Annotated in this window: 23 protein-coding genes and 1 pseudogene; 9 read left to right on the plus strand and 15 right to left on the minus strand. The window is 59.4% G+C overall.

All coding sequences use genetic code 11. From position 1 onward, the window contains the following. Positions 1 to 142: 142 nt before the first annotated feature. Genes FJE54_RS01155 through FJE54_RS01185 form a run of 7 tightly spaced genes read left to right on the plus strand, consistent with a single transcriptional unit; the run spans position 143 to position 5,026 of the window. Complete coding sequence (locus FJE54_RS01155; RefSeq protein WP_180326485.1) at positions 143 to 1,075, plus strand: transglutaminase-like domain-containing protein; 933 nt, start codon at positions 143 to 145, stop codon at positions 1,073 to 1,075. 57 nt (positions 1,076 to 1,132) lie between these two features. Beyond that, positions 1,133 to 2,185 (plus strand): type II secretion system F family protein, encoded by a 1,053-nt coding sequence (locus FJE54_RS01160; protein ID WP_139650739.1) that lies wholly within the window; start codon positions 1,133 to 1,135, stop codon positions 2,183 to 2,185. Positions 2,186 to 2,197: 12 nt separating this feature from the next. Then, entirely contained in the window at positions 2,198 to 2,524 is a 327-nt protein-coding gene (locus tag FJE54_RS01165) for a hypothetical protein (protein ID WP_139650741.1), read from the plus strand. After that, positions 2,521 to 3,048 (plus strand): DUF4860 domain-containing protein, encoded by a 528-nt coding sequence (locus tag FJE54_RS01170; protein WP_255467152.1) that lies wholly within the window; start codon positions 2,521 to 2,523, stop codon positions 3,046 to 3,048. The genes FJE54_RS01165 and FJE54_RS01170 overlap by 4 nt, the downstream gene beginning before the upstream one ends. Position 3,049: 1 nt before the next feature. After that, the gene (locus FJE54_RS01175; protein WP_139650743.1) at positions 3,050 to 3,448 is read left to right on the plus strand and encodes a hypothetical protein; all 399 of its coding nucleotides are present in this window, start codon (positions 3,050 to 3,052) and stop codon (positions 3,446 to 3,448) included. A gap of 32 nt (positions 3,449 to 3,480) precedes the next feature. Further along, positions 3,481 to 3,936 (plus strand): S4A5 electrogenic sodium bicarbonate cotransporter 4, encoded by a 456-nt coding sequence (locus FJE54_RS01180; protein WP_255467153.1) that lies wholly within the window; start codon positions 3,481 to 3,483, stop codon positions 3,934 to 3,936. 16 nt (positions 3,937 to 3,952) lie between these two features. Beyond that, positions 3,953 to 5,026: a type IV pilus twitching motility protein PilT gene (locus FJE54_RS01185; protein WP_139650747.1), complete on the plus strand. Its 1,074-nt coding sequence runs from the start codon at positions 3,953 to 3,955 to the stop codon at positions 5,024 to 5,026. 109 nt (positions 5,027 to 5,135) lie between these two features. On the opposite strand, the gene FJE54_RS01190 is transcribed toward FJE54_RS01185, so the two are convergent. Genes FJE54_RS01190 through FJE54_RS01205 form a run of 4 tightly spaced genes read right to left on the minus strand, consistent with a single transcriptional unit; the run spans position 5,136 to position 9,911 of the window. Further along, a complete protein-coding gene (locus FJE54_RS01190) occupies positions 5,136 to 6,218 on the minus strand; it encodes a DUF2804 domain-containing protein (protein ID WP_139650749.1) in 1,083 nt (360 codons plus the stop codon). A 23-nt stretch (positions 6,219 to 6,241) separates the two neighbouring features. Beyond that, a complete protein-coding gene (locus tag FJE54_RS01195) occupies positions 6,242 to 7,030 on the minus strand; it encodes a mechanosensitive ion channel family protein (RefSeq protein ID WP_139650751.1) in 789 nt (262 codons plus the stop codon). Between the two features lie 21 nt (positions 7,031 to 7,051). Continuing rightward, a complete protein-coding gene (gene nrdG / locus FJE54_RS01200; protein WP_218971882.1) occupies positions 7,052 to 7,609 on the minus strand; it encodes an anaerobic ribonucleoside-triphosphate reductase activating protein in 558 nt (185 codons plus the stop codon). Next, entirely contained in the window at positions 7,590 to 9,911 is a 2,322-nt protein-coding gene (locus tag FJE54_RS01205) for an anaerobic ribonucleoside triphosphate reductase (RefSeq protein ID WP_139650753.1), read from the minus strand. Before FJE54_RS01205 ends, nrdG begins: the two co-directional genes overlap by 20 nt. 479 nt (positions 9,912 to 10,390) lie before the next feature. On the opposite strand from FJE54_RS01205, the gene FJE54_RS01210 reads away from it, so the two are divergent. Continuing rightward, positions 10,391 to 12,757, plus strand: coding sequence for a bifunctional diguanylate cyclase/phosphodiesterase (locus FJE54_RS01210; protein ID WP_180326486.1), 2,367 nt, complete (start codon positions 10,391 to 10,393; stop codon positions 12,755 to 12,757). Here FJE54_RS01210 and FJE54_RS01215 read toward each other — a convergent pair. The 3 genes from FJE54_RS01215 to FJE54_RS01225 all read right to left on the minus strand — a co-directional run bounded on the left by FJE54_RS01215 (position 12,739) and on the right by FJE54_RS01225 (position 15,461). Continuing rightward, a complete protein-coding gene (locus FJE54_RS01215) occupies positions 12,739 to 12,987 on the minus strand; it encodes a hypothetical protein (RefSeq protein WP_139650757.1) in 249 nt (82 codons plus the stop codon). The two genes, FJE54_RS01210 and FJE54_RS01215, sit on opposite strands and share 19 nt — an antisense overlap. A gap of 8 nt (positions 12,988 to 12,995) precedes the next feature. Next, on the minus strand, positions 12,996 to 13,886 hold the full coding sequence (locus tag FJE54_RS01220) for a homocysteine S-methyltransferase family protein (protein ID WP_139650759.1): 891 nt from the start codon (positions 13,884 to 13,886) through the stop codon (positions 12,996 to 12,998). An 81-nt stretch (positions 13,887 to 13,967) separates the two neighbouring features. Further along, a complete protein-coding gene (locus FJE54_RS01225) occupies positions 13,968 to 15,461 on the minus strand; it encodes an APC family permease (protein WP_180326487.1) in 1,494 nt (497 codons plus the stop codon). A 1,473-nt stretch (positions 15,462 to 16,934) separates the two neighbouring features. Here FJE54_RS01225 and FJE54_RS01230 point away from each other — a divergent pair. Next, on the plus strand, positions 16,935 to 17,897 hold the full coding sequence (locus FJE54_RS01230) for a D-2-hydroxyacid dehydrogenase (protein WP_139650763.1): 963 nt from the start codon (positions 16,935 to 16,937) through the stop codon (positions 17,895 to 17,897). A 15-nt stretch (positions 17,898 to 17,912) separates the two neighbouring features. Here the strand turns inward: FJE54_RS01230 and FJE54_RS01235 are convergent, their stop codons facing one another. The 8 genes and pseudogenes from FJE54_RS01235 to cgr1 all read right to left on the minus strand — a co-directional run bounded on the left by FJE54_RS01235 (position 17,913) and on the right by cgr1 (position 25,532). Further along, positions 17,913 to 18,725, minus strand: coding sequence for a UTP--glucose-1-phosphate uridylyltransferase (locus FJE54_RS01235; protein ID WP_139650765.1), 813 nt, complete (start codon positions 18,723 to 18,725; stop codon positions 17,913 to 17,915). A 173-nt stretch (positions 18,726 to 18,898) separates the two neighbouring features. Further along, positions 18,899 to 19,087 (minus strand): hypothetical protein, encoded by a 189-nt coding sequence (locus tag FJE54_RS01240; RefSeq protein ID WP_139650767.1) that lies wholly within the window; start codon positions 19,085 to 19,087, stop codon positions 18,899 to 18,901. A 79-nt stretch (positions 19,088 to 19,166) separates the two neighbouring features. Next, positions 19,167 to 19,937, minus strand: coding sequence for a cytochrome c biogenesis protein (locus FJE54_RS01245; protein ID WP_139650769.1), 771 nt, complete (start codon positions 19,935 to 19,937; stop codon positions 19,167 to 19,169). A gap of 83 nt (positions 19,938 to 20,020) precedes the next feature. Further along, positions 20,021 to 20,737 carry a heme exporter protein CcmB gene (locus FJE54_RS01250; protein ID WP_139650770.1) on the minus strand — a complete coding sequence of 239 codons (717 nt, stop codon included), beginning with the start codon at positions 20,735 to 20,737 and terminating at the stop codon, positions 20,021 to 20,023. 1 nt (position 20,738) lies between these two features. Beyond that, positions 20,739 to 21,404, minus strand: a pseudogene (locus FJE54_RS01255) (ABC transporter ATP-binding protein); the annotation flags it as partial. Positions 21,405 to 21,457: 53 nt separating this feature from the next. After that, positions 21,458 to 23,857 (minus strand): heme lyase CcmF/NrfE family subunit, encoded by a 2,400-nt coding sequence (locus FJE54_RS01260; RefSeq protein WP_139650775.1) that lies wholly within the window; start codon positions 23,855 to 23,857, stop codon positions 21,458 to 21,460. A 3-nt stretch (positions 23,858 to 23,860) separates the two neighbouring features. After that, positions 23,861 to 24,526, minus strand: coding sequence for a cytochrome c maturation protein CcmE domain-containing protein (locus FJE54_RS01265; RefSeq protein WP_139650777.1), 666 nt, complete (start codon positions 24,524 to 24,526; stop codon positions 23,861 to 23,863). A 292-nt stretch (positions 24,527 to 24,818) separates the two neighbouring features. Next, positions 24,819 to 25,532 (minus strand): cytochrome c-type protein Cgr1, encoded by a 714-nt coding sequence (gene cgr1 / locus FJE54_RS01270; RefSeq protein ID WP_139650779.1) that lies wholly within the window; start codon positions 25,530 to 25,532, stop codon positions 24,819 to 24,821. Positions 25,533 to 25,646: the final 114 nt, after the last annotated feature.

Below are 25,646 nucleotides of genomic sequence, written 5' to 3' on the forward strand. Positions count from 1 at the left end.
AATTGTTATGGATTTGGTCGGAGATTGTAGGCCTTATCTGATCGCAGCTTCAACCAAGAGGCGAATGACTATAATGCACAGAAGAGCTATCTTCGAAGCGTCTGTCTCTTGCAGCGCGTGCGCAGAAAGGGAACCGAGTCCGGTGGAACGTCGGCTGCATATACCGAAGCTTCTCGCAGCGCTTGCTGCGAGCCTTCTGCTTGCAGGCTGTGGCGGCCCGAGCGATCCCGCGAACCCGGGCGGCCAATCCGACACGAGCGGACCTGCATACACCCTGCCCGCCGTAGCCGAAGCTTCGTTTCGCGAAGAAGGCGCGGTGTCCGAGAACGGCGGCATGATCGACGTTTCCTCGGCAGAGCAGGGCTACGTTGCCGCCTCGGCCGAAAACGGAAGCAGGCTCAAATTCCAGGTCACCAAAGAGGATACGACGTACAACTACGATCTTCCCAACGACGGTACGCCCCTTATCTGCCCCCTGAACATGGGCAACGGCCCTTACACGTTCAGCATCATGCAAAATACGAGCGGCAGCAACTACATCGAAATCGCGTCCGCTGCCGCAGACGTGACGCTCGGAACCGAATTCGAGCCGTTCGTCAGACCCAACGTCTTTTGCGAGTACGACGCTACGAGCCCGTGCGTGGCGAAAGCCCGGGAACTCGCAGCCGATGCCGCGAACCAGGGCGATGTGCTCAAGGCCGTATACGGGTGGATCACCGAGAACATCCGCTACGACACGGCCAAAGCACAAGCCCTCGCCGATGCGACCGGCTACGTTCCCGACCCCGACGAAACGCTTGCCGAGGGCACGGGCGTCTGCTTCGATTACGCCTCGCTCGGGGCAGCCATGCTGCGGAGTTTGGGCATTCCCTGCAAAATAATCACAGGATATGTATCCCCTGATGGTATTTACCACGCGTGGAATTTGGTATATCTTGACGGGAGTTGGATGAGCGTCGAAGTCAACGTTGAGTCGCAAACTTGGACTATAATCGATTTGACGTTCGCCGCAGCAGGAGCATCTCAGGAATACGTAGGAGACGGAACAGCCTACACCGAACGGTACACGTACTAAGCAACAAGGCGTCTGCACCGAGCACCATCGCGCACGCCGGAAGTGAGGAGCAGCACCATGGCAACATCCCCGCTCGAAAGCAGCGCATTGAGCATGTTTTGCGAAAGCGTGGCCATCATGCTCTCAGCCGGCATCCAAACCGACGAGGCAGTCCATATGCTCGGGGAGAATCTCGACGACACGAAGTTCAAACGTGTTTGCACCGAGGTCTATGCCGGGCTCATCGAGGGGAAGCCGCTCGCATCCTCCATGGAGGCCACGGGGGCTTTTCCCGCTTACGCCGTCAACATGGTATCCGCCGGAGAGCACTCGGGCCGCCTTGAAAACGTTCTGCGAAGCCTCGCGACCTACTACGACGAAGAGGCGCACCTTTTCGATAAAATCCGCTCGAACGTGGGGTATCCCGCCGCGCTTCTCTGCATCATGAGCGTCGTGCTCGCATTCACCGTTGCCGTCATCATGCCCGTTTTCGTCAACGTGTTCGAAAGCCTCTCGGGAAACCTCACCGCCGGATCGTTCGCCGCCGTCAACGCGTCGATCGTCATCGGGTGGGCTGCCCTTATCATTACGCTGATCTGCGCCGTCGTCGCGCTCATCGGCTTCTTCCTGTGCCGCTCGGCCTCGGGAAGGATGAAGGTGCTCAGGGCTTTCGAGCGCATCCCGTTCACGAAACAGGCCATGTACCAACTCGCGCTGAGCCGCTTCACCTCGGCGCTTTCCACCTACATCGCCTCAGGCGTCGATACCGATACGGCACTCAAGGACACGCTTACCATGGTCGAGCATGCCGAACTTAAGAATAAGCTTTTGGCAGCGCACCGATCGATGATCGATTCGTCGGCCGCCAAAAGCCTCGCGCAAGCCATCCGCGACTGCGATGTGTTCGAACCCGTCTATGCGCGCATGCTCATGATCGGCACCCGCTCGGGAGGGCTCGACCAGGTACTCGACCGTCTTTCGATCACGTTTTTCGATGATGCCATCGTGCAGATCGACGGCGTGGTCGACTCTATCGAGCCTGCGCTTGCGGCGTTTCTCACCGTGGCCGTCGGCGCAACGCTCATCTCGGTGATGCTGCCGCTCATCGGCATCATGGGATCGATCGGATAAAGGACGCTGCCCATGCTTCACGAGCGAACACAGCAAAGCATCGCACGGTCGCGCAGGCGCAGGATCGTCGCGGCGATCGTCGTCGTCGCGCTCGCAATCGCGTGCTGGTTCGCATACGGTGCCGTGAGTCAGAATCTGCGCGAGCAGGGGGCGGCATCGATCCGCACCGCAATTCTCGACGCATCGATGCAATGCTGCGCCATCGAAGGATCCTATCCTGCGTCGCTCAAGCACCTCGAAGACGAATACGGTTTGGCGATCAACCATGACGATTACATCATCACCTACGAAGTGTACGCGGCGAACATCGCCCCGAGCGTCACGGTGGCACCGCGATGACCGAGGGAGATGAAACCGTGATGGACGCGTTCGGCTCAGTGGCCCTCGCTTCGAGGAAAAGCAAGGACAAGCGTCTGATCGGGCGCGTATTCACCGCGCTCTTGCTCGCGCTGTTCGTGGTAACGCTGCTCATGGCCATTATGGTGGGTACGGGCGTCTACCGATCGCTCTACGAAATCAGATCCGATGCGAACGAAACGCGTCTGGGGCTCAACCTGATAGCCAACAGCGTCCGCGCCAACGACGCAGTGGACGCCGTAGCGGTTGGAGCGGCACCCGAAGGCCGCTCGCTCGTGCTGATGGAACGGCTTGAAAGCGGCACGTACGAAACGAGGATATACCTGCACGAGGGCATGATCGTCGAGGAGTACGCGCTTGCCGATGCGGCGTACACGCCGGACAAGGCAACGAAGATCGTCGCCTCGGATACGTTCGATTTCGCCTACGAGAACAGCCTGCTCACCGTCATGACCGATCAGGGCAGCATCGACATAGCGCTTCGCAGCGTCAAGGGAGGTGCCTAACATGAAATCCTCTTCCCAGCGCATGCAAACCGCCGAAGGCCGTCGTTCTTCATGGCACGGCACCGCCTTCATCGTCGAAGCCATGCTCCTGCTCGCCTTCCTCGTCGGGGCGATAGCCGTGTTCATGCACCTGTTCGCGGACGCATCCGCGAAAGGAGCCGAGAACGAGGATTTGTCGAACGCCATCGTGTTGGCCGCGAACAGCGCCGAGCGTTTTGCGAGCGACCCCGAAGGAATGGCACCCGAAACGGAAACCGACGGATTCCGGGTCACGTGCCTCGTCACCCCCGAAGAAACCGACGGCGGGACGCTGTACCATGCTGATATCGCCGTTTTGCGCGGCGAAGAGGAAGTCTACCGCCTCACAACGGCGCGCTACGTAAGCGGGGTGGCACGATGAGCAGGGGCGGCGGATCGGTGAGGATCGGGCCGGTGAGTCTGCTGACCCTTGTAATCGTGCTGTGCCTGGCCACCATGGCCGTGCTTTCGGTCTCGACCGCACAAGCGACGTTCGCAGCGACCGAACGCCAAGCATCCTTCACCGACGATACCTACAAAAACGAGACGGCTGCGCAGCGTTTCGTTGCCGGAGTCGATGGCGTGCTCAACGAGGTGCGTTCCGGCCAACGGACCGGAACGTCGTCGATCGCCGCCATCGCAGGCGAGCTTCCAGCCCTCGCGGCAAGCGTTTCGGAAGACGGCGTTGCGGCACAAGCCTCCATCGAAGGCGCAGTCGTACACGCGACGTTTTCCACCGAGAGCGGGCGCAGCCTCGAGATAGAACTCACTGTGAAAAACGGACGTACCTACGAAATCACACAATGGAAAGCAACGACGCAATGGAACGAGGAAGGCGGCGGCGAGACGCTCTGGTCGCCGTCCGCATAACAGGTTAGGAGAACCGATGGAACTGAAAACGCTCTTGCAGGAGATGGTGGATGCCAAGGCTTCCGACGTGTTTGTCATTGCGGGCCTTCCGTTGACCTACGAGACGAGCGGCCGCCAGGTGCGTCTCGACATCGAACCCTTTACTCCTGCTGAAACCGAGGCGTTCGTACGCGGCATCTACGAGGAATCGGGTCGCGGCATGAACCACTTCGTCGAGAACAACAACCACGACGATGATTTCTCGTTTGCCATTCCGGGAATCGGGCGTTTCCGCGCGAACGTGTTTCGCCAGCGCGGCTCCTTCGGTGCCGTCATCCGCGTGATCCCCTTCGGTCTGCCCGATCCGGCAGAGTACCGCATTCCCGAAGAGGTGCTGCGCCTTGCCCGGTTCCAGAAAGGCCTTGTGCTCGTCACCGGACCGGCGGGTGCAGGAAAATCCACCACGCTCGCCTGCATCATCGATCGGCTCAACCGCGAGCGTTCGGGTCACATCATCACGATGGAAGACCCCATCGAGTACATTCACAAGCATGGCAGCTGCATCGTCACCCAACGCGAAGTGCCCACCGATATCGCAACCTACAGCGAGGCCCTGCGCTCGGCCATGCGCGAATCACCCGACATCATCCTGCTCGGCGAGATGCGCGACTACGAAACCATCGGCACGGCGGTGACTGCCGCGGAGATGGCGCAGCTTCTGTTCTCCACCCTGCATACCACCGGCGCTGCGGGAACCGTCGACCGCATCGTGGATGCGTTCCCGCCAGCCCAGCAACGCCAGATCCGCATCCAGCTTTCCATGGTGCTGCAGGCCATTGTGAGCCAGCAGCTCGTACCCGCGCTCGACGGCACGGTGGTTCCCGCGTTCGAAATCATGATCACGAACACCGCCATCAGAAACCTCATCCGCGAAGAGAAGACCCACCAGATCGACAGCGTGATCGCCGCAGGTAGCGCCGAGGGTATGCGCACGATGGACCAAAGCCTGTTCGATCTCGTGAAAAACGGCATCGTGGACAAGGGGATGGCGCTGCAGTACAGCATTCATCAAGAAGCGCTTGAGACGCGTTTCGCCGCCGAGGGCCTGTAGGGCAGAGGGCTAAACGGCGGGCAGCCGCCCTATGCTCCGAAACACGAACAGGGTGCCGCATACCAAGCGGCACCCTTTTTTGCGGCAGTTGCTTCGGTGTTCCTCTTTCTCAGTACTTGTTTCGCACGACCTCGGCTGAGCCATGGAGCCCCTCGACTTCGAACGTGCTGCCGTCGTCGAGCACGACCGTACCTGAAAGCGTGCCGAACACCTGATGCTGATCGGTGATCACGAGCGCGAGGTTGATGTAATCCTTGCGGTCGAGCGCAGGGGTGAACACGAGATCGAGCCTGCCCTCGTCGTCAGTCATATGCCAGGGGGCCATGAGGTCGAAGCGCTTTTCTACGTTCTTCTCAGACGCATCGGCGCGCTCGGGCACCCCGAAATCGACGCGGCCGAGCTTGTGGGCCGTGCCGTCTATGAACACCATGTTCTCGGATGCCGCCGATGTATCGCCGAACCCGTAGCCGAGGTTCAAGCCGAACCGATGCGATCCGGGCGTGCGGTTGCCGTGTCCGTCCTGCCAGCCCTGCGCAACGGCCCAGAACCACGTGTTGTCGCGCGTCCATACGCCGCGACCCCAATCGAGCAGGCCGAACGAATCTTCGGGCCTGAACCCGTGTACAGTAAGCCCTTTCTTGAAGCTCCCCTGCGCACGCATGCCGACGATCTTCTGGTTGTAGTAAAAAGCCTTCGAATCCTCTGCCCACGGGGTCGCTATGACCATCGAATCGCGCGGCTCCTCATCGAGCACGGCATCGAAGGAAAGCGGCTCTTCCCCATCGAACTTATCGAAGCGCGCCCTAAGCGTGCGCGTGCCGTCTGCCACCTCGAAGCGCAGGTGCACGCGGTTGTTTTTGAATTCGGTCACGCCCGCGTCCGTTTGTTCGGGCAACTTGAAGCGGCCCATTGGCACCGGCGTGATGACGCTCGTGGTTTTGTACCAGTCTTCCACGAGATCGATCACCGATGCCGATATGAGCCCCATATACCCCAGATCGCCTACCGTGAGTGCAACGGCGTATTCGTCATCGTTCACCAGGTAGTAATCCCATTCCTTGATGCGGTGCTTCGGGGCCTTGATGCGAAACCTGTTGTATTTGAGCAAAAGCGATGTGGCGTACCCCGGTTCGGCCAACGTGCCGTCGGCGTTGTGCAGCGGGCCCTCTGAAACGATACGGTGCTCCTGCATGTGACTGCCTCCTTGTTTTTCGCTTACCTATCCCCGTGCGCCTGCGAGGGGCGCGTAATCGGCGCAATGGCGCGGACGGCGGCATCGCTCGCCTCGCCCGCCTTCGATGCGGCCGAAACCCGAAACGTGACCTTGCCGACAAATCCTGCATCGGTGATCTGGGTGAACACCGCTTTCGGTTTCTGGGTAACCTTGGTAACGGCTCCCGCAGCCTTGTCGCATGCCGCCTCGATGGCAGCCGCTGCCGTATCGAGGTCGTCTCCTGCACCGACCACGACGAAGTTGATGGTGACAAGCGAGGTGGGAGGAAGCTTCGTGAGCGCGTTTTTCCCTATGATGGAATTGGGGATGATAACCGTTTGGTTCTGCGGATTCACGATGGTGGTGTGGCGCCAGGTAACGTCTTTCACCACACCGAGCTGACCGTTGACCTCGATGTTGTCTCCCGGCTTGATGATCTTCATGAGCGTGACCTGCAAACCGCCGATGAGGTTGGATATCGTATCCTGAAAGCCGAGCGAGATGGCGATGCCTCCCACGCCCAAAGCGGCGATGGCGGCACTGACGTTCACGTTGAAGCACGTGGCGAGCATGACGCACACGCCGAGAATCCATACCGCGGCGCGGGCGATGTTGATGAAGATGGAGCTCGAAGGCAGAAGCGAGTTGTCCTGCTGCAAGAGCTTGCGCAAAAACTTGGTCACCGACCACGAGACGACCGCCGTGATGCCGAGAATCACCACGACCGAGATGGCCGTGATGAACCATTCGCTGCGTACGAACGACTCGAGTTTGTCGATATCCTGCTCCATTCCCCTATGCTACCAAGAGCGCTACCAGGATGGGGGCACCTCGGGGAAACTGTCACTCGTTTGCCACAAAACGACGCTTCCCCGAGCGCGGCTCGCAACCAGATCGATGACCCGCTGGTTCGACGATCCTTTCCACGTAAGGTCGTAGGAGTTGAGCGCCTGGACGAACGGGCCGTCCACAAGCACGTCGCAGAGGGCAAGCAGCTTAGGCGCGAGCGGATCGGGCCTGCCCGACATGAGGTCCTCGTAGACGTAGCCCGAGTAGATCCACAGGTTGCGGTTTTGCTTTTTCAGTTTCTGGGCAAGAGCCAGGCACGCGGCGCACTGCTCGAACGGCTCGCCGCCCGAAAGCGTCACACCGCCCACAAGGCCGTTCGCTTCGATTTCAGCCACGATATCGTCGATCGCGCGCACCGTACCGCCGCACGCCGGCTGGCTTTTAGGATTGTGGCACCCAGGGCAGGCGTGGGTGCACCCCTGTACGAACACCGCGAAGCGCAACCCCGGCCCATCGACGATGGAGTCGGCCGCGGTGCCGTACAGGCGGATGGTTGACGGGCTACATGTCGTGTTTGACACGATCGGATTCCTCGGCGCGCTTGGCGTCGTTGAAGCGGTCGAGCGTTCCCACAAGGTAGCCCGTGATGCGACGAATGCGCTCGAAGGGCACACCGTGCTCTTCCTCGGTGCGGCCGCATTTCGGGCAGCGATCGCCGATGATGCCGTTGTAGCCGCACACCGGATCGCGGTCGACGGGATGGTTGACCGACCCGTAGCCGATGCCGCTCTCTTTCATGTGGCGGATGACGGCCTCGAACGCCTCGAGGTTCTCGGTCGGATCGCCGTCGAGCTCGACGTAGCTGATGTGCCCCGCATTGGTGAGCGCGTGGTACGGAGCCTCAAGCGCTATCTTGTCGAACGCGTTGATCTCGCAGTACACCGGCACATGGAAGCCGTTCGTGTAATAATCGCGATCGGTTATGCCCTCGATCGAGCCGTAGCGGGCACGGTCCATGCGCACGAAGCGGCCTGAAAGCCCTTCGGCGGGCGTGGCGATGAGCGTGTAGTTCATCTGGCGCTCGCGCGAGACGGCATCGAGGTAGGATCGCATATGGCCCACGATCTCAAGGCCGAGACGCTGTGCTTCGGGCGACTCGCCGTGGTGCTTGCCCGTGAGCGCCGTGAGCGATTCGGCAAGGCCGATGAAGCCGACCGAAAGCGTACCGTGCTTGAGAACGTCGCGCAGCTCGTCGGTGGGCTTGAGCTTCTCCGAATCGATCCATACGCCCTGGCCCATCAAAAACGGCGCGTTGTACACCCTCTTGCGCGCTTGGATTTCGAAACGCTCGTCGAGCTGGCCGATTGCAAGCGCGAGCTTAGCATCCAGAAGGTCGAAGAACAGATCGATATCACCCTTCGAGCGAATGGCGAGTCGAGGCAGGTTGATCGAGGTGAAGCTGAGGTTGCCGCGGCCGGGCGTGACCTCGCGCTCAGGATCGTAGACGTTGCCCATAACGCGGGTACGGCAGCCCATATAGGCGATCTCGGTTTCGGGGGTGCCTTGGTAATACGGGGCGTTGAACGGAGCGTCGAGGAAGCTGAAGTTGGGGAACAGGCGCTTCGCCGAGCAGCGCATCGCGAGCTTGAACAAATCGTAGTTCGGATCGCCCGGATTGTAGTTCACGCCCTCCTTCACGCGGAAAATCTGCACGGGGAAGATGGGCGTCTCGCCCGAACCCAGACCCTGCTCGGTCGCCAGTAGCATGTTCTTGATGACCATGCGGCCCTCGGCCGAGGTATCCATACCGTAGTTGACCGACGAGAACGGCGTCTGGGCGCCGGCGCGCGAGTGCATGGTGTTGAGGTTATGTACAAGCGCTTCCATGGCCTGAAACGTCGTGCGATCGGCGTCGGAAAATGCATTTTTCTCGGCATACGCCATCGCCTTGTCCGCCACTGCATCTTCAAGACCCGCAGCTATAAGCTCGCTACGTACTGCAGCGGAAAAAGTCGCATCCATGACAAGGGTTGCGACGGTTTTCGTCTCGCCCTCGACGCGTCCGAGCATCTCCTCGGCGTATGCTTTCACATCCTCGATGTCGGACAGAAGATCGAGCGCTTCGGCAAGGTGCTTCTTGTAGAGCCTGCGGTACGTTTTGCCGACGCCGACGGCCAAGCCGTAGTCGAAATCGCATACCGACTGGCCGCCGTGCTGGTCGTTTTGGTTCGACTGGATAGCGATGCAGGCAAGCGCTGCATAACTTGCGATGTCGTTGGGCTCGCGCAGCACGCCGTGGCCGGTGGAGAAGCCGCCTTTGAAGAGCTTCTTGAGCTCGATCTGGCAGCACGTGGTGGTAAGCGTGTAGAAATCCATGTCGTGGATGTGGATATCGCCCTCGCGATGCGCGCGGGCGTACTTGGGATCGATGACGCACATCTCGTAGAATTGCTTGGCCGATTCGGAACCGTACTTGAGCATGGTACCCATAGCGGTGTCGGCGTCGATGTTGGCGTTCTCGCGCTTCATATCGGAGTCGGAGGCTTTCGAGAACGTGATGTCTTTCAGGGTTTTGATCAGACGGCTGTTAACGTCGCGCACGCGGTTGCGCTCGGCGCGGTAGAGGATATAGGATTTCGCAGTCTGCACGAACCCTGCCTCAATGAGCGATTCCTCCACGAGATCCTGCACGCCTTCGACGGTGGGAGCTCCCTCGATGGCGCCGCTTTCGATCTTCTCGACGACCGTAGCGGAGATTTCCTCTGCCACCGAACGGTCCTGCATGGCCCCGCACGCTTCGAACGCCCGCTCAATCGCCTCGGCTATCTTCTCGGGTCTGAACTCTGCGGTACGGCCGTCGCGTTTGATGATTGTGGTTACCATGTCGCTCCCTTTGTCTGATCTCGATTCGTTGTTTCGCGGCGCAAAAACACCCGCGCCATGCATGCAGGCACGACGTGAATGCGCACAGGTGCTGCCACCCAGGCCGATACGGTGCGCCATCAGCCTTGATACGTTAAAGTCTACGGATCCTTCCAGTATTTTCCCGAGAGATTTCCACAATCTATGAGCGTTTTTTCCACAATATGTTGTGTTCTTTCTCCCCTCGGGGGTGGATATATGGTAGCTCGGTGCAAGCGATTTCGCAAGCGAAAAAAGGTTACGAAACGAATACTTTACGGCATCTCCGCATGACGGTAAGTATTTCCACAAATGGCAATACGGTCACCGATTGGAAACAGTTCTTTCAGCTTCGTTACGACTTGGCCCTTTGGCCATCGCAGTTTATCCACATGTTCGCTTCTTTGCTACAATTTCCCTCGTCGCGCTTTTGCGGCAAACTGGGAAAAGGCGGCGAATACATGGCGGATACAGGGACCAACGATACAATCCGACCGCAGAAGGGCGCAGCGACCTCGATCGCCGCTTTCGTGGTCGGGCTCGGTGTCATCGGAATCGTTCTGTTCGGATGTATCAACGTCATATCTTACGAGACGAAAACGTCGCTCGATCTGTTTATGCAAGAAATCGCAGAAGCCGAAAGCGCAAACGTCAAAGCCCTTATCGAAGACAAGTTCAGCGCCTTGCATGGAGCGTCCGCCTTCATTGTGTCGGACAACATCGACGACGACCAGACCATGCTCGATCGCTTCCGCGAAATGGTCGATTCAGGGGCCTTCACACGCGTGGGCGTGATCGGATCGAACGGAAACGGCGTCGGCTACGATTTCGAACTCGGTCCCCTCGAGGCCGACGGCTACTCCGATAAGGATTTCGTACGCGCCGCGATCAGAGGCGAAGACTTCGTGAGCAACGCTGTTCTCGATCCGTGGGGAGACGGCAGCGATATCGTGTTTTCGGTGCCTGTATATGACGTCAAACACAAAGGCGGCAACCCCATCGGAGCGCTTATCGCCACGACGTCGGTATCCGCACTCTCAGAGGCAATCGATTCGAGCCTGTTCGAGGGCAACGGAAGAATTGACATCGTGGACTCCAGCGGATCGGTTGTGTGCGGGTCGAACTGGCCCGAAGAAAGCACGACGATCAACGTGCTCGCCGGACAGAGCGGCTCGACAACCGAGCTCGACGAAATGCGAACCGACCTCGCACGGGGCGTCGGCGGATCGGCCAGCTTCGTACAGCAGGACGGAACAGAACAGTTCGCGGTCTACGAGCCGATCGGCATCAACGACTGGTTCATCAACGTCGAGCTGCCGACCGACTACCTCGAAGCGCAGAGCCGTGCGGTCCTGCTTGCTTCGGTGGGCATGGCCGCATTCGTCGTCTTCGTCGCCGTATTGTTGATGGGCACGGTGTTTCGAACGAAACGTCGCAGCGAGCAGGCCCTTGCCCGCGCTGCACTGGTAGACGACCTCACCGGAATCGACAACGGACTCGCCTTCGCGAACAAGAGCCTCCTTCGCCACGAGTATTACAACCGCCACCATGCACTCGTCTTGTTCAATCTCGTCGGATTCTCGCTTTACAACACCATCTTCGGATACGAAAAAGGATCGGCTCTTTTGCGCACCGTGGCCGATATCCTTTCCGCAGACGCGAAGAAACACGAGCTCGTCGCGCGTCTGTCAGGCGATCGGTTCGTCATGCTCATCGAGATTGCCGATATGAGAGCCGCAGAAACCCGACTGCACGCGCTCATGGACCAGATCGACGAAGCCATCGGTTCCGACGAGACGCATTACCAGATCGTTTCGCAGTGTTGCCTGTACCGGCTCACCGAAGACGACGCGGAGAAGGACGTGAGCTTGATCGTTGAGGATATGGCCGTCCCCTTGCGCCAGAAAGCCCATGCGAAAGAGCGCATCATCCTGTTCGACGAGCGCTGCGTAGCTGCGGCGATACGGGCGCGCCATATCGAAGCGACCATGTCAAACGACGTATTCAAGGAAGAGTTCCTCGCGTATTTCCAGCCGCAGTACGACATCCGCACCGGCGAACCGGTTCTGTGCGGAGCCGAAGCGCTCGTGCGCTGGAACTCGCCGGCACTGGGCTTGGTGAGCCCTGATGAGTTCATCCCGATCTTCGAGAAGAACGGCTTCGTTGACCGCGTCGACCACTACATGCTCGAGCGTGCGTGCATACGGCTTCGCCAGTGGATGGATGCGGGGTTTGCCTGCGTGCCCGTATCGGTGAACCTTTCGCGGCAGAACCTGTTCAGCGCCGATCTCGTGGGCCGTATCGAGCGGATCGTCGATTCATACAACATTCCCCACGACTTCATCGAGCTGGAACTCACGGAGGGCATCGTTGCCGAAAGCACCACGCAGCTTGTCGAAACGGCGAACAAGCTGCGCGCCCGCGGATTCAAGGTTGCCATGGACGATTTCGGCACTGGGTATTCGTCGCTGTCGATTCTCAAGGACGTTCCCTTCGATACGATCAAGCTTGATCGCGCATTCTTCGGCACCTCTATCGACTCCGATCGAGGACGCACGACGCTCATGGGCATCATCCACCTGCTCGAAGAGCTGGGATTCGAGATCATAGCGGAAGGCATCGAATCGGAAGACGAGGCGAAGCAGCTCAAATCGTGGGGATGCTGCATCATCCAGGGTTTCGCGTATGGAAGGCCGGTGCCTGCCGACGAGTTTCTCAAAAAGTACCTCGCACCCGCTCAGGCTCAGCTCGGACGCGCCGAAGCAGAGACGTGCGGCCTCGCATCGGATCGGCAAAAGTACCGTACGCCTTATTCCACCGTTCCGTAGACATAGCCCCAGCCGTGCCCCGAAATCGAGGAGTTGACTTGGTCGCAGAAACGCTGGCGCGTATACGTGCCAGGCGGCAGCAGCGCGATCACCTCAAGCAGATCGGACGGCAGATCGTACGATTCCGCCATGAGCACCGCATCGAGACGACGGATAACCTCGTCATGAGCGAACAGATCGTCTGTGAGCCTCTGCATGATTCCGTAGTCGGAGCTTTTCTCAACAGCCATACGCGCCCTCACGCATTCACGACGTCGAAGCCTGCGCTCGCCGCTACGAGCGCGCCGGTATAGGGCGAGGTGGCGTTTCCGGTAGCGCGTAAGAACTGAACGCCCGCACCGCGCAAACGGGTTGCCGCTTCGATCATGATGTCAGGACAGTAGTACGGATTCTCGGCGGTCGGAGCGCCTTGCCGGGGATTGTGCTTGCGCACCGCAAGCTGAACGAGCACGGGACCGCCGAACGCTGCACGGGCGCGCCGAGCAATGGCAACGGCCTCATCGAGCGGAGCCGCCGTCGAGAATCCCGCAACATCGGCGCCGTACTCCGCCATAAGATCGAGTGCCTCTTCGATCGGCTGATCACGGCGCGCGATAAGCCCCGTGCCTTCGACGTCGACCGATGCGAATACCGGCCCGTCGAAAACCATGCGCGCGCCCATGAGCGCACACTGCAGATCCGCCAAGCTCACCATGCCGTTGAGGAACAGGGCGTCTACACTACCCCTTCCGAACGCACGGGCGGCTTCGGCGTACTGGTTGCGGCTCTGCTTGAGCGAAGACGCGCTCGATGCGTCGATCGGCAGGTATGTGGGACCTATCTCGGCGACAATGTGCTGGGGGCGCAGTGAACGAAGCACCGCTAGAGCAGCTTCGGCAAGCTCCGGCGCGCGGTCTTCCATGTTCGAATGGGCAAGACGCGCGGCGGTGATGCCTGCCGTGTTCGTGACGAGGCACTGAGCTCCCGCCACCGTTTCGAGCTGGTAGACGTTACGGACCGCCTCGGGCTCGATGAGGCTTATGAATTCGCGATCCTTCTCGACATCGACTCCCTGACGACCGAGCGCCTCGTCGATGGGTGCGGAAAAAACAAGCATGTCGCGGTTGAATCGCATCTCGATATCGGGCATCGAACACTCCTATACGATCAGACGGCATCGGATGCAGGTCTCTTCCCGAGAGCGCGTTCCGAGCGTTGGATTACGGCCGTCTCAGCGGTCTTCGGCGATCCTCTTCGAAGAAGCCGGTTTGCGTTTGAACCTATCATACACAACGCCCGCTGCGCACAATGCGAGGCTTGCAGCAAGACAGCCCCAGAATGCGGGATTCTGCATAGAACCTATACATATGAACAGCGAGCCCACGGTAGCGCAGGCAGGGGCAACAACGCCCTTGAAACGGCTCTTGATGCTCCCCTCCCGCCACAGGGAAAACACCTTCGCGTAGAGCACGATGTATATGATGTAGCTTGTGGCGATGGTGATCTCTGAAACGTCCGAGTTCGGCAGGAGTCCCGTAAGCTGGGTGAGCACATGAAGCGCAACCCACACGAAGGAGACGGACAGCGCGAAGATGCCTGAGGCGACCGGCATATCGAACCTGCTGTTCAACCGCTTGACGAAGCGCGAGAGCGGAATATCGTTCGTGAGCGCAAGCGCAAAGGGCATGCGCACGAACGACAGCGTGAGTCCGTTGACGGTACCCATAACCGCAATCACCACCGTCACGGCAACCACACGGGCGAACGCGGGCCCGAACAACTGTTCAGCGAGGTAAAACACGTGCCCGTCGCCCATCGAGACGACCGTATCGGGGCCGAGGAACGAGGCGACGCCCACGAAGTAGCCCACATAAATCGCAAGGATGATTAGCGGCGCGACCACAAGCGCAACGGGCAGCGTCTTCTTCGCGTTCTTGAGCTCGGGCGCTATGGCCGACGATACGATCCAACCGTCATAGGAAAACGCAACCGGGCCAATGGCCGCAATCCATGCGAGGGAGACACCCGCCGCCTGAACGCCATGTTGGGTCAGCCCCGCTATCGGATCACCGAATACGAGTCCGAAAAACGCGATCAGCAGAAGCGGAACGAGCTTGATGACGGTCGTGACGTTTTGGAATCCGCCCGAAAAACGGGGAGCGAGCATATTCCAAACAAAGCAGAGCACCATGAACCCGCCTCCGATGAGCATCTGCAGCCCGATACCGGCCTCAACGTCGAACAGGATGCACGTGTAGATGCCCACCGCCCACGACACGACCACGACGATCGAAGGCAGGTAGCCGAAGATGGTGAACCAGCCGACCGCCACCCCGAACCTTCTCCCGACGAACGTTTCGGCGTACGCGATGAGGCCGCCCGGCCCCTCGGTGCGGGCCGCGAGTTCGCTGAACGCGATGCCGCCGAACACGATGGCGAAAGCAGCGAGGCAGAACAGGACCACGCCAAGCGTGATACTGCCTCCCGTAGCCGCAAGCACGTTGTCGCTTTTGAAGAAAATACCCGAGCCGATGCAGATGCCGATGATCATCGCGAGGGCCGTGAAGAAGCCGTATTTCTTCTGGACGGGAGGCTGCGCGGTTTTCTGCGCGTCTACATTGTCCCGCGCGAATGCTGCTTGAGGTTCGGGGGTCAGCCCGGCCGCGGATTCAGCTGGGGTGCTTGTCGGCGAGCGGCCGTCAGTATGTGAAGGTTTTCGAGTCATGAAGGACATGATACGCGTTTTCGGGCAGCATGCCGTCAACGTGAACGCAACGTTTTCTGGGGTGAGCGGCGGCGCATCGAAACATACCCCAGATGAGGAAGCCGTTAACCGTTTTTTAACCTCCGATCCACAAGACAAACACGCGTACTGCATATGTTCTTCAATGCTAACTTTTATACTATACCCTGCAAACGGAAAGCTCCCCTCTTTCCGAGTTGCACTGCTTTTACCCCTCAATAAAGCAGTAGCGGTGCAGAGGCACCGCCATCCCCTCCTTGTGGGCCCGGGCGGAGCTCCCCTCTCCCCCGGGCCGATCCTTTTCCTGGACCGGTTGCAGCTTCTTGCGAGTCTGCGCGGGGCTGCCTCCCGCAGACCGATCCTTTTTCTGGGCCAGTTGCAGCTTTTTGCGAAGCGAGCGGTAGGGCTTGCCGTAATTCCGAGCGCCAACGATACCGAACGACATGGAGGAGCATAGACGCTACCGGCAAGGGTGCGGGCGTATGCCGACGGCGGTCTTGCGGCGAAAAGCCGCTCGAAAGCCCAAAAATCGCCGCCGTGAAGCGTTCGGCGGGCTTTAAGCCGCCAACGGGATGCGCAAGCGGAAGGCTGTCGCATGCACCGAGGAGCCGACGGGCCGGTGAACAGGGGTTATCGTTGTCGATGAATCTGCCTGCATCGGTAATGCATTACGAAGCCCTTCATGGCGGCGATTTTTGGGCTTCGAGGGGCTCTGATTCGAATCTTCTCGACGCTGCAAGCTGTTGCAAGGGTGCGCTGCTTTTGTAAGGATATGCAGTATGGTTTCGCTTGCCCGTCACAGCATGCATGGAAAGCTGGCCCAACTGAGGCGAACGAACCATGCGCGTGCTGAAGCAGGCCCGCGTCCTCGGACGCTCGGACCGCTCCCCGCTCGCAAGCAACCGATCACCGCGCGAGAGGGCTTCCTTCACAGTTCCATCACAGGGTTTTCCCGCATATCCCTCTGGTTTAGCCTTACGTTTTCCCAGTTCATTCTGATAGTTAAGCATGTCTGTTACCGTTCTGATATCCAATTCACAATTCGCACACTCGCGGCACATACCATCTGCAAGGCAAGCTTTTATACTGGCATCACGCAAACAAAAGAAGGCTCATCCCCCCTTCAGTTTGCACTGCTTTTACCCCTCATAAAGCAGTAGCGGTGCTAGACACCGTACATCCCCTCCTTGTGGGCCCGGGCGGAGCTCCCCTCTCCCCCGGGCCGATCCTTTTTCTAGGCCGGTTGCAGTTCTTGCGAGTCTGCGGTGGAGTTCCCCAAAAGCGCCTACCCTTCTCAAATAGCTCGGAGTTCTTGCGGGCACGGCGCATCCCCTCTCGGACACGGACACGAAACATATTGCCGACGAAGAAGCCGTTCTACGGTACCTGCTGATGCCGAATGCTACAATTTCGGGAAACGACAGAGAGAGCCATGCGAACTACGGAGGAAGCACCATGAACATCGTTGTACTTGACGCCTACGTCAACAACCCGGGAGATCTGAGCTGGAAGCCGCTGGAGGAGCTTGGCTCCGTCACGCTGTATGACCGCACGAAACCCGACGAGGTGGCGGCCCGCGTCGCCGATGCCGACATCGCCGTCACCAACAAGATAACCTGGGATGCGGAGACGCTCGCGAAAGCCCCGAACCTCAAACTGATCGCCCTCACCTCGACGGGCTTCAACGTCGTCGACCTCGACGCCGCACGCAAACAGGGAGTCACCGTGTGCAACGTGCCCGCTTACTCCACGCCCGACGTCGCCCAAATGACGTTTGCGCTTATGCTCGAACTCTGCTTGCACGTTGGCGACCACTCGCGCGGCGTCTTGCAGGGCGATTGGGTGAAGAGCGTCGATTTCACGTACTGGAACCATCCGCTCGTCGAGATAGCCGGCAAAACGCTCGGCATCGTCGGCATGGGAAGCATCGGACAAGCAGTGGCAAAGGTGGCGACTGCGTTCGGTATGGAAGTCGTCTTCGACAACCGCTCACGCAAACCCGAACTCGAAAACGAGCATTGCTCGCAGGTCGATCTGGACGAGCTTCTGGCCGTATCGGACTTCGTCACTCTGCATGCGCCCGCAACGCCTGAAACGGACAAGCTTATCGATGCGGGCGCCATCGCGAAGATGAAGGACGGAGCAATGCTTCTCAACACCGCGCGCGGCACGCTTGTTGACGAGCAGGCGGTGGCCGACGCGCTGCTCTCGGGCAAGCTCGGCGGTTTCGGGGCCGATGTGGTTGCCGTCGAGCCCATGCGTGCCGACAACCCGCTGCTTGAAGCCAAGAGCAAGAACCTCGTCATCACACCGCATATCGCCTGGGCCACCCTCGAGGCACGAACCCGCTTGCTCGACACCGTGTTTGCAAACGTCCGCGCGTTTATCGAAGGAAAGCCCCAGAATGTCGTAAGCTAGCACATAGAAAGCGCTTTACCCGCGCATCCTCTGATACAGTACGTTGTTCGTCTCCAGCCAACTCTCGACGGTGCCGGTATCGAACCCATCGGCCGGATCGATGACGAGCGCGTACATCTCCTCCTCCTGCAAAACCGCATCGAGCGCATCAGTGAGCTGGATCTCGCCGCCCACGCCCGGCTTCACATCGGCCAAAAGCTCCATAACCCGCGGGCTCAAGAGATAGCGCCCAAACACAGCGAGATTGGACGGCGCCTCTTCAAGGGCGGGCTTCTCTACAAGCGAATCGACCTTCCATACATCGTCGGAAACCGCCGCGCCTGCAATCACGCCGAAGCGGCTCACCTGATCGTCGGGCACGGGCACGACAGCGATCACACTCGCCCCCCCGTGCTCGTCGGAAATCTCCTTCATGCGCGGCAGCATGGCGTTATCGGGCACGAGCACATCGCCTAACAGCACATAGAATGCCTCATCGCCGGTTTTTTCGGCGGCACAGCGTATCGCATGACCGAGGCCCAACGGCTCGTCCTGGTAGACGTAGCTCACATTGAGGCTTCCCGCATGCGCCACCGCATCGGCAAACGCATCCTTGCCCTTAGCGCGCAGCGCCGCCTCCAGCGCGGGGGCGGGTGCGAAATGATCTTCGATCGCCTTTTTCTCGCGGCTGTTGATGATGACGACCTCGTCGGCAGAGGAAGCGAGCCCCTCTTCGACAACATATTGGATCGCGGGTCTGTCGACCACCAACAGCATTTCCTTCGGCTGCGCTTTGGTTGCAGGCAGAAAACGGGTGCCCATGCCTGCGGCGGGAATGAGGGCTTTCATGTTCCTCCTCGGTCTCGACAACGCCGTCGGTCACCCGGCGGCGCACAGATACGAAAATCGACCGATGCCGTGCCTCACGGCATCGGATGCATCGGTCGATTGTATCACGACTCCAAATTCAGACTCTGCGGTTCGACGTTTCTCCGCGGAACCGTAGCGGACTTGAAAAGCGGCTAGTGCTCGGCGTTCTTCTCGGCAAGAGCCTCTTCGAGAACGGCGATTTGGGCTTCGGCCTTCTTCGTGCCGCGCATGATCATGAACGCGTACACGAACAGGGTCACGAGCAAAAGCGCGTATGCCGCAATGATGTAGGGGGCCGAGGGGACGACGGTACTGTAGATATCAACGAGAATGGCATTCATCGTAGGTGCTCCTTAATCTTCGAGTTGGTTTCAACGATTTCCACGCACTGCACCGGGCGACGCGCCCAGCGGCTGCGCATCAGTCTTCGAGTTGTTCTTTGATTGCCTCAACGCGCTGGGTCAGCCTTACCTGGCGGAAGCGCATGCGGTACAGCGAGAATCCGAGCAGGATCATGCCGATCATAACCACGGCTACCGTCATGCCCATGTCGCCGGTCATGCCGCCTTCGCGCAGCACAACCGGATGGATGCTCGAGGGGATGACGCGGGTGACCATGTAGCAGATCGGCACGTCCACGAGCGCGATGATGCTGATGACCGAGCCATAGGTAGCGCGTCGCTCGGGATCGTCGATCGCGTTTCTCAGAATGAAGTACGCGATCACAATGAGCATGAGGATGAGGTAGGTGGTCAGACGCGGATCCCACGTCCACCAGATGCCCCACTCGAAGCGCGTCCACATCTCGCCGGTGATCATAGTGAGCACCACGAACAAAAGCGCGATCTCCATGGCGATTTTCGTGCACGTTTCGAAGCGCTGCTCTTTGGTCATGAGGAAGCGGATGCTGTAGTATCCGGCGAACGCCAAAGCGCCGAACGACACGAGCGCTACCGGCATATGGAAGTAGAATATCTTCTGCGACAGCAGCTGCACGTGCGTGACCATCTGATCGCCGATGAGCACCGGTTCTTCGAGCATCGCTCCGTTGACGGGCGATGCGACGAGAAACGCCATCAGAAACCCGATGACCAGAAACACCGCACCGCCGATGAGGCTTGCCGGCACGATTCGGTCGGGCCACTGCCCCGCTTCGGGCAGCGTGGGGGCCTTTTTCGCTTTTTCGGCCATAGTTCTCCTTCTCTCCTTATGTCTGTTTGCCGCACCGGACTCTCACCCGTGCGACCGAACCTGCCTGGCAGCCAAGCCGCCGATCAGGCACTGATAACGAAGTCGTACAGAACCCAGCTCAGGAGGACCATGATGACATCGTAGCCTCCGGCGAGCGCGAGCGATTGGAAAAACGTATCGAGGTACGTATCGCCGCCCACGATAACCGCCGTGGTAGCCGACACGCACGCGTAGAGCAGCGGGAAGATGAGCGGGATAAACAGCACCGCAAGCATCACGTCCTTCCCGCGGGTGTTGATGGTGATCGTCGAGAGCAAGGTACCGATTCCCGCCACACCGATCGTGCCGACGACGAGCGGCACAATGATGAGCCAGAAGCTCGCCGTCGGCGTCGTCGAGGTGAGGAAGAAGAAATAGAACAGCGGTACCGTGATGATCTCGACAACCAGCAAGAACAAGAGATTCGAGGTTGCCTTGGCCAGAAACACGACCGAGCGGTCGAGCGGGACGAGAAGGATGCCCTCGAGACACCCCTGCTCCTTCTCGGCCGTGAACGATCGGTTGAGGCCGAGAAGCGACGTGAACACGATGAGCGCCCACAGAAGACCGCCGCTCATTTGCAGGATGTCGAACGTCTGCGAGGTTTGCGCAAGCGCAGCTCCATAGACGATGAGCACCAACAGCGCGTAGATCCCCATCGAGGTGAGCATCTCACGCGTGCGGAACTCCTGCCTGAGATCCTTCATGAGCAGCGTCTTGTACTGCGCGAACGTCGAAGGGCGCTTGACGATGACGGCCATGCTACGCAACCCCCATTCCGACGGTTTGCCGATAGATCTGGGAGAACTCCTCGAAATCGAGATTCTCCTTCTCGTCGAATGCGACAATGCGGCCCTTGGCGAGCACGAGTGCGTGCGTGCACATGGCAAAGCCCTTCTGCAGATCGTGGCTCACCATCACAAACGTGCGGTTTTCCCGTACCTGCCCTATGAGCTCGTCGAATATCTCGACCGCATGCGGATCGAGGCCCGAGTACGGCTCATCGAGAAACACGACGCCCGGGTCGTGGATGAGAGCGCGCGCGATGGAAAGGCGCTGCGTCATGCCCCGCGAGAACGTGCGCACCGTATCGAGCCTGCGGTGCTTGAGTTCGACGGCTTCGAGCAGTTCGAGCACGCGCTCCTCGGGATTTTCGACCCCGTAGAGCTGGGCGGCGAACAGCAGGTTCTCCTCAGCCGTCAGATCCAAGTACAGCATGGAGTTGTGGGAGATGAGCCCGATATGGTCTCTCACCTTATCGGGCTCCTCCTTGATGTCGATTCCCATGAGCGACGCCGTGCCCGACGTAGCTCTCGAAAGCGTGGACAGCACGCGCAGAAGCGTGGTCTTGCCCGCGCCGTTCGGACCGAAAATCGAAAGGAACGCACCTTGCGGCAAATCGAACGTCACCTTGTCGACCGCCTTGCGGTTGCCGAACACCTTCGAGAGCTTCGACGTTGTGATGGCAGGCTCGCCCACGGCTATGCTTCTTTCCCGCTCTTCGCGGTATCGTCGGCGGACGAATCGCCCTTGTTCGGCTTTTCGGGCGTGATAACGGTTTCAACCACCGTTTCCACAACCGCCGTTGCAACACCTGCGGCGACTCCGATTCCGACTGATTCGGTCACATCAATGGCAATGCCTGCAATGTCTGCCCCATCGCTGGCCTTTGAGAGACCCGCTTTCGAGCCACCGCCATCCGAGCCGCCCAGATCGCCGCTGTCGATCTCGCCGGGTTTACCCTTTTTGATCGGCTTGCGTTTGCCGATGAGCGCAAGCAGGATGCCCACCATCATGAGGCCGAAGCCGACCCACACAAGTGAGATGAGCGGGTTTACGCGCACGTCGAGTGCGTAATCGCCCGCCTCGTTCACACCGCGGTAGACTACAAACAGGTCTTCCTCGGGGAAGCTGATAACGCTTGCGAGCAGTTTCTGCTGCTGGGTCGTGGTCACGAGCTGTACCGACGGGTTCACGTGTCCAACGTAGTCATCGCCCTTGTACACGTCGAACTCGAGCGTATAGAGGATGTCGGTGCCGTTCTCGAGCTCGTCAATGGAGTTGCCCGTGTACTTGAGCGTGAAGTCCTGGACGGTGAACTCTTCGGTGGTGCCGTCGATCTCAGGGTCGTATTTCAGGTAAGCGACCTTCTCGGTCACGTACATCGATGAGCCGATGAGACCCACAAGGATGATAGCCATCGAGATATGCGCCACGAAACCGCCGTAGGTAGCCGCATGGTCCTTGAACATGCCGAACAGCGACGCGAACACGTTTTTGCCGCTCTTTTTCTTGTAGGCGCGAAGACCGCGTCCGAGCATGAAGAGCGAATTGAAGAACAGCAGGCTCGCCACGATGAAGCCGACGACGGTAAGGCCGTTGTAGTACCACGACGGGCCGTAATCGGTCACGTTTGCCGCAGTCGAACCGCCTGCGGCCACCATGTCGTTGTAACTCGGAAGCAGATACGTGAAGAAGTACACCATGAGGCCGACGAACAGCACGAGCGCGCATATGGCAGGTACGCGGGCACGCTTCCAAAACAGCTTGCCCTCGGTTTTGCCCCACGAGAGCAGCGGGCACACGGCAAGTATCATGCAGTACACGATGCCGAGCGGACGCGCGATCGTGTTGTACGTACCTGCTGAAAGCGCCTGACCTCCAAACGGCAGCCATGAGGGCAACGCCGAAGAGATGGTGAGGTACGCGAGCAGAAACGCGAAGATGACCATGATGACGTTGTTGAAGTAGTACGCGGCATCCTTGGAAGCCATGTTCTCGATGGCGTCCTCGCCGCCCTTCGCAGGCCCGAAGCTCTTCCAGCGGACGACAAGGCCGATGATGCCGGCTACCACCGACAAGATGATGAGAGCCAAGAACAGCACGAGCGATACGTTGTCGCCTTCGAACGCGTGCACCGACTGCACGAGACCCGATCGGGTGATGAACGTGCCCACGATGACGAACGCGAACGTAATGCACGCGCACATAACCGACCAGCGCTTGAATGCGCCCCGCTGACGGTACACGGTGAAGCTATGGATGAGGGCGACGCCCACGAGCCACGAGAGCAAGCTCGCGTTCTCGACGGGGTCCCAACCCCAATAGCCGCCCCAGCCGAGCACAACATAGGCCCACACCGCGCCGAGCCCGATACCGAGCCCGAGGAACAGCCATGAGAAGATGGCGTAGCGCGAGCTGCGCTCAACCCAGGCTTTCGAGGGATCGTTCACGATGAGCGCCGCAATGGCGTACGCGAACGGGATCGTAAGGCCCGCATAGCCGATGAACAGCGTGGGCGGATGGATGGCCATGGCCCAGTGCTCCAAAAGCGCGTTCATGCCCCAGATCTGCGCGCCGTTGGTAAGCGCACCCGTGGAATCGAAGTACATCGCAGGCATGGCCGTGAACGGCATGTTCGTTTCCGAGAACAGAAGCACGCCGGTAAACGCGGCAAGCACGAGCTGCGAGACGAACAGCGCCATGTTGTCGAGCTTTTCCATCTTCTTCATCGAGCGTATGGCCACGATCGCATTGAAGACCGAGATGAGCCACGCCCAGAACAGAAGCGAACCTTCGCGGCCGCCCCACAGCCCCGAAAGCTTGTAGAGCCATCCGAGCTCACCCGCCGCATTGCTGTGGTTCTGAACGACGTACTGGATGGAGGTATCGCCCGTCATAAAGCAGAACACGAGCAGCGCGCAGCAGAACGTGAGCGCCACCGCAGAGAGTATGGACGCGATGTAGCCGCCCCACGTAAGCGTATCGGCACCGCCGCTTGCGCGCTTGCGGCCGAGAAAGTGGCCTGCGAGCAGGCACACGATGGACACCGCAACGCCGGCGAAGGCGATGAGCAGGCCGATCAAACCGTATGTCGACATGTATTATCCTTCCAGCGCGACATCGGTCGCACTAAACGTTGAATCGGAATTGAGCGAACCGGTCAGCACGAGGGATGAGCCGTCCTTCACCTCGTCGGAAAGGGCGTCGTCGAACTTCACGGGAAGCTCGGCTCCGCTTTCGGCATCGACGAGAACGAAGCGATCGCCCTGGCCCGCCGCTTTGAGGGTGCCTTCCTTGACCGTGCCGGTAACTTTGACCGGCTTATCGACAACGCTCTCGCCGTAGTCGAGAAGGCTTGAAACGCTGAGGGCATCGGTGGCGTTCTCGTACTTGGACGGGCACTTCGTTACCAGCTCGGTAGCGTGAAGCACGCCCTCTTCATCGATTTTTCCCGTGCAGATGGCCGTCACGTCGTTTCCGAACGTTGCCGCAACACCGCCTTCGTAACTGACGGATAGATGGACCGACGAATCGCCTTCGGGATCGTAAATAGCAAACGTCAGCATGTTCCCCGTCGTCTTGAAAGAATTCTCAACGACGTTGCCGGAAACTTGCACACGTTCGTTGGCATGACTGCCGTCAGCAGCCTGCGCTACGGATACCGATTTCGCCGCAGTCGAGCCGCCGACAAGGGCAAGCACGACGATCAGCACGATAACGATGATTCCCGTTACCACGACCATACGCCTTTTAGTTTTCGCGTTCACGTTCGCCTCCTTAACTAAACTCGTTCATTGTCGCCTACCTGAAAGACACGGGAAGCGCGATACGCGAGGAAAACAAAGTTTTTACCGATTGGGAACGTCCGCCGCGTTCGATTCTGCAGCGGCTCGGACCCAAAGCTGTTCCATCGCGCTTCCCGTCTAGCAAAGAGCCCGTCAAGGCATCGCGAAATGCACTTGGCGGGCTCCCTCTTGCGTATGCAATTTTTTCGCTGCGCGGCTTTTCGGCTTTGCAGCCCGCCCCGAAACGATTCGGCGGCGGTACAACTCAGATGGTCTACGCTACGCCTTCAAGCTTGTTAGCCTGGGCGGTGGTCAGCCAGCCATCCGGAATCTCAGCATCGCTGTGGCACTGCGAGCAGTAGTTCACCGATGCACGGTGCCCCTTGTGGCACTCGGTGCAGGCGATCTCGCCGTGCTGTGCAACGTGAGGATTGCGCTCCATGTCAGCGGTAGCTGCGATCAGATCCTGACGGGTCTGCGCATGGCAGGCGTCGTTCAGGCAGAACTGATCGGCCTCGAGGCCGCGAGCCTCGACCAGATCCTCGTCAGTGCGCTCGTAGAGCGGGTACTGATAGTTACCCGAGATCCAGTTGATGCCCTCGGAGATCTGCTCTTGCATGGTGGGAACGTGGCAACCGAGGCAATCGGTACCAGCGCCGCCTTCATCTTTTGAGATCTTGTGCTGAACGGCCATCATGGCGCTCGTATTAGAGACCTCGTTGCCGTACTTGTCGACACCAGCCGTGCCGGGCTCCTGCTCGAAGCCTTCCACATACGGGTCCATCGGAGTATGGCAAATGGCGTTACAGAAGCTGGGCTGCTCATGCCAAACCCAGAAGCCGGCACCGGCTGCTACGAGAACCACCACGACGACGCCGACGACGATAGGCCACTTCTTCTTTTTCTTCTTAGGAGCAGCTTCTGCCTCCGGAGTCGCAACGGTTTCTTCCTCGGTAGCGGCTTCCACTTTGGTTTCCTCTTCGCTCATCTCTTCTATACCCCCTTTCTTTTTTCTCTCGCTTATACGGTTGTGCCCCTCGCGGCATTGCGGAAAAAACGCCGCAATACGAAACAAAAGCACTTTACCACAGGAATACTATCC

The sequence above is a fragment of the Raoultibacter phocaeensis genome, assembly GCF_901411515.1.
In the GTDB taxonomy this organism is placed as follows: domain Bacteria; phylum Actinomycetota; class Coriobacteriia; order Coriobacteriales; family Eggerthellaceae; genus Raoultibacter; species Raoultibacter phocaeensis.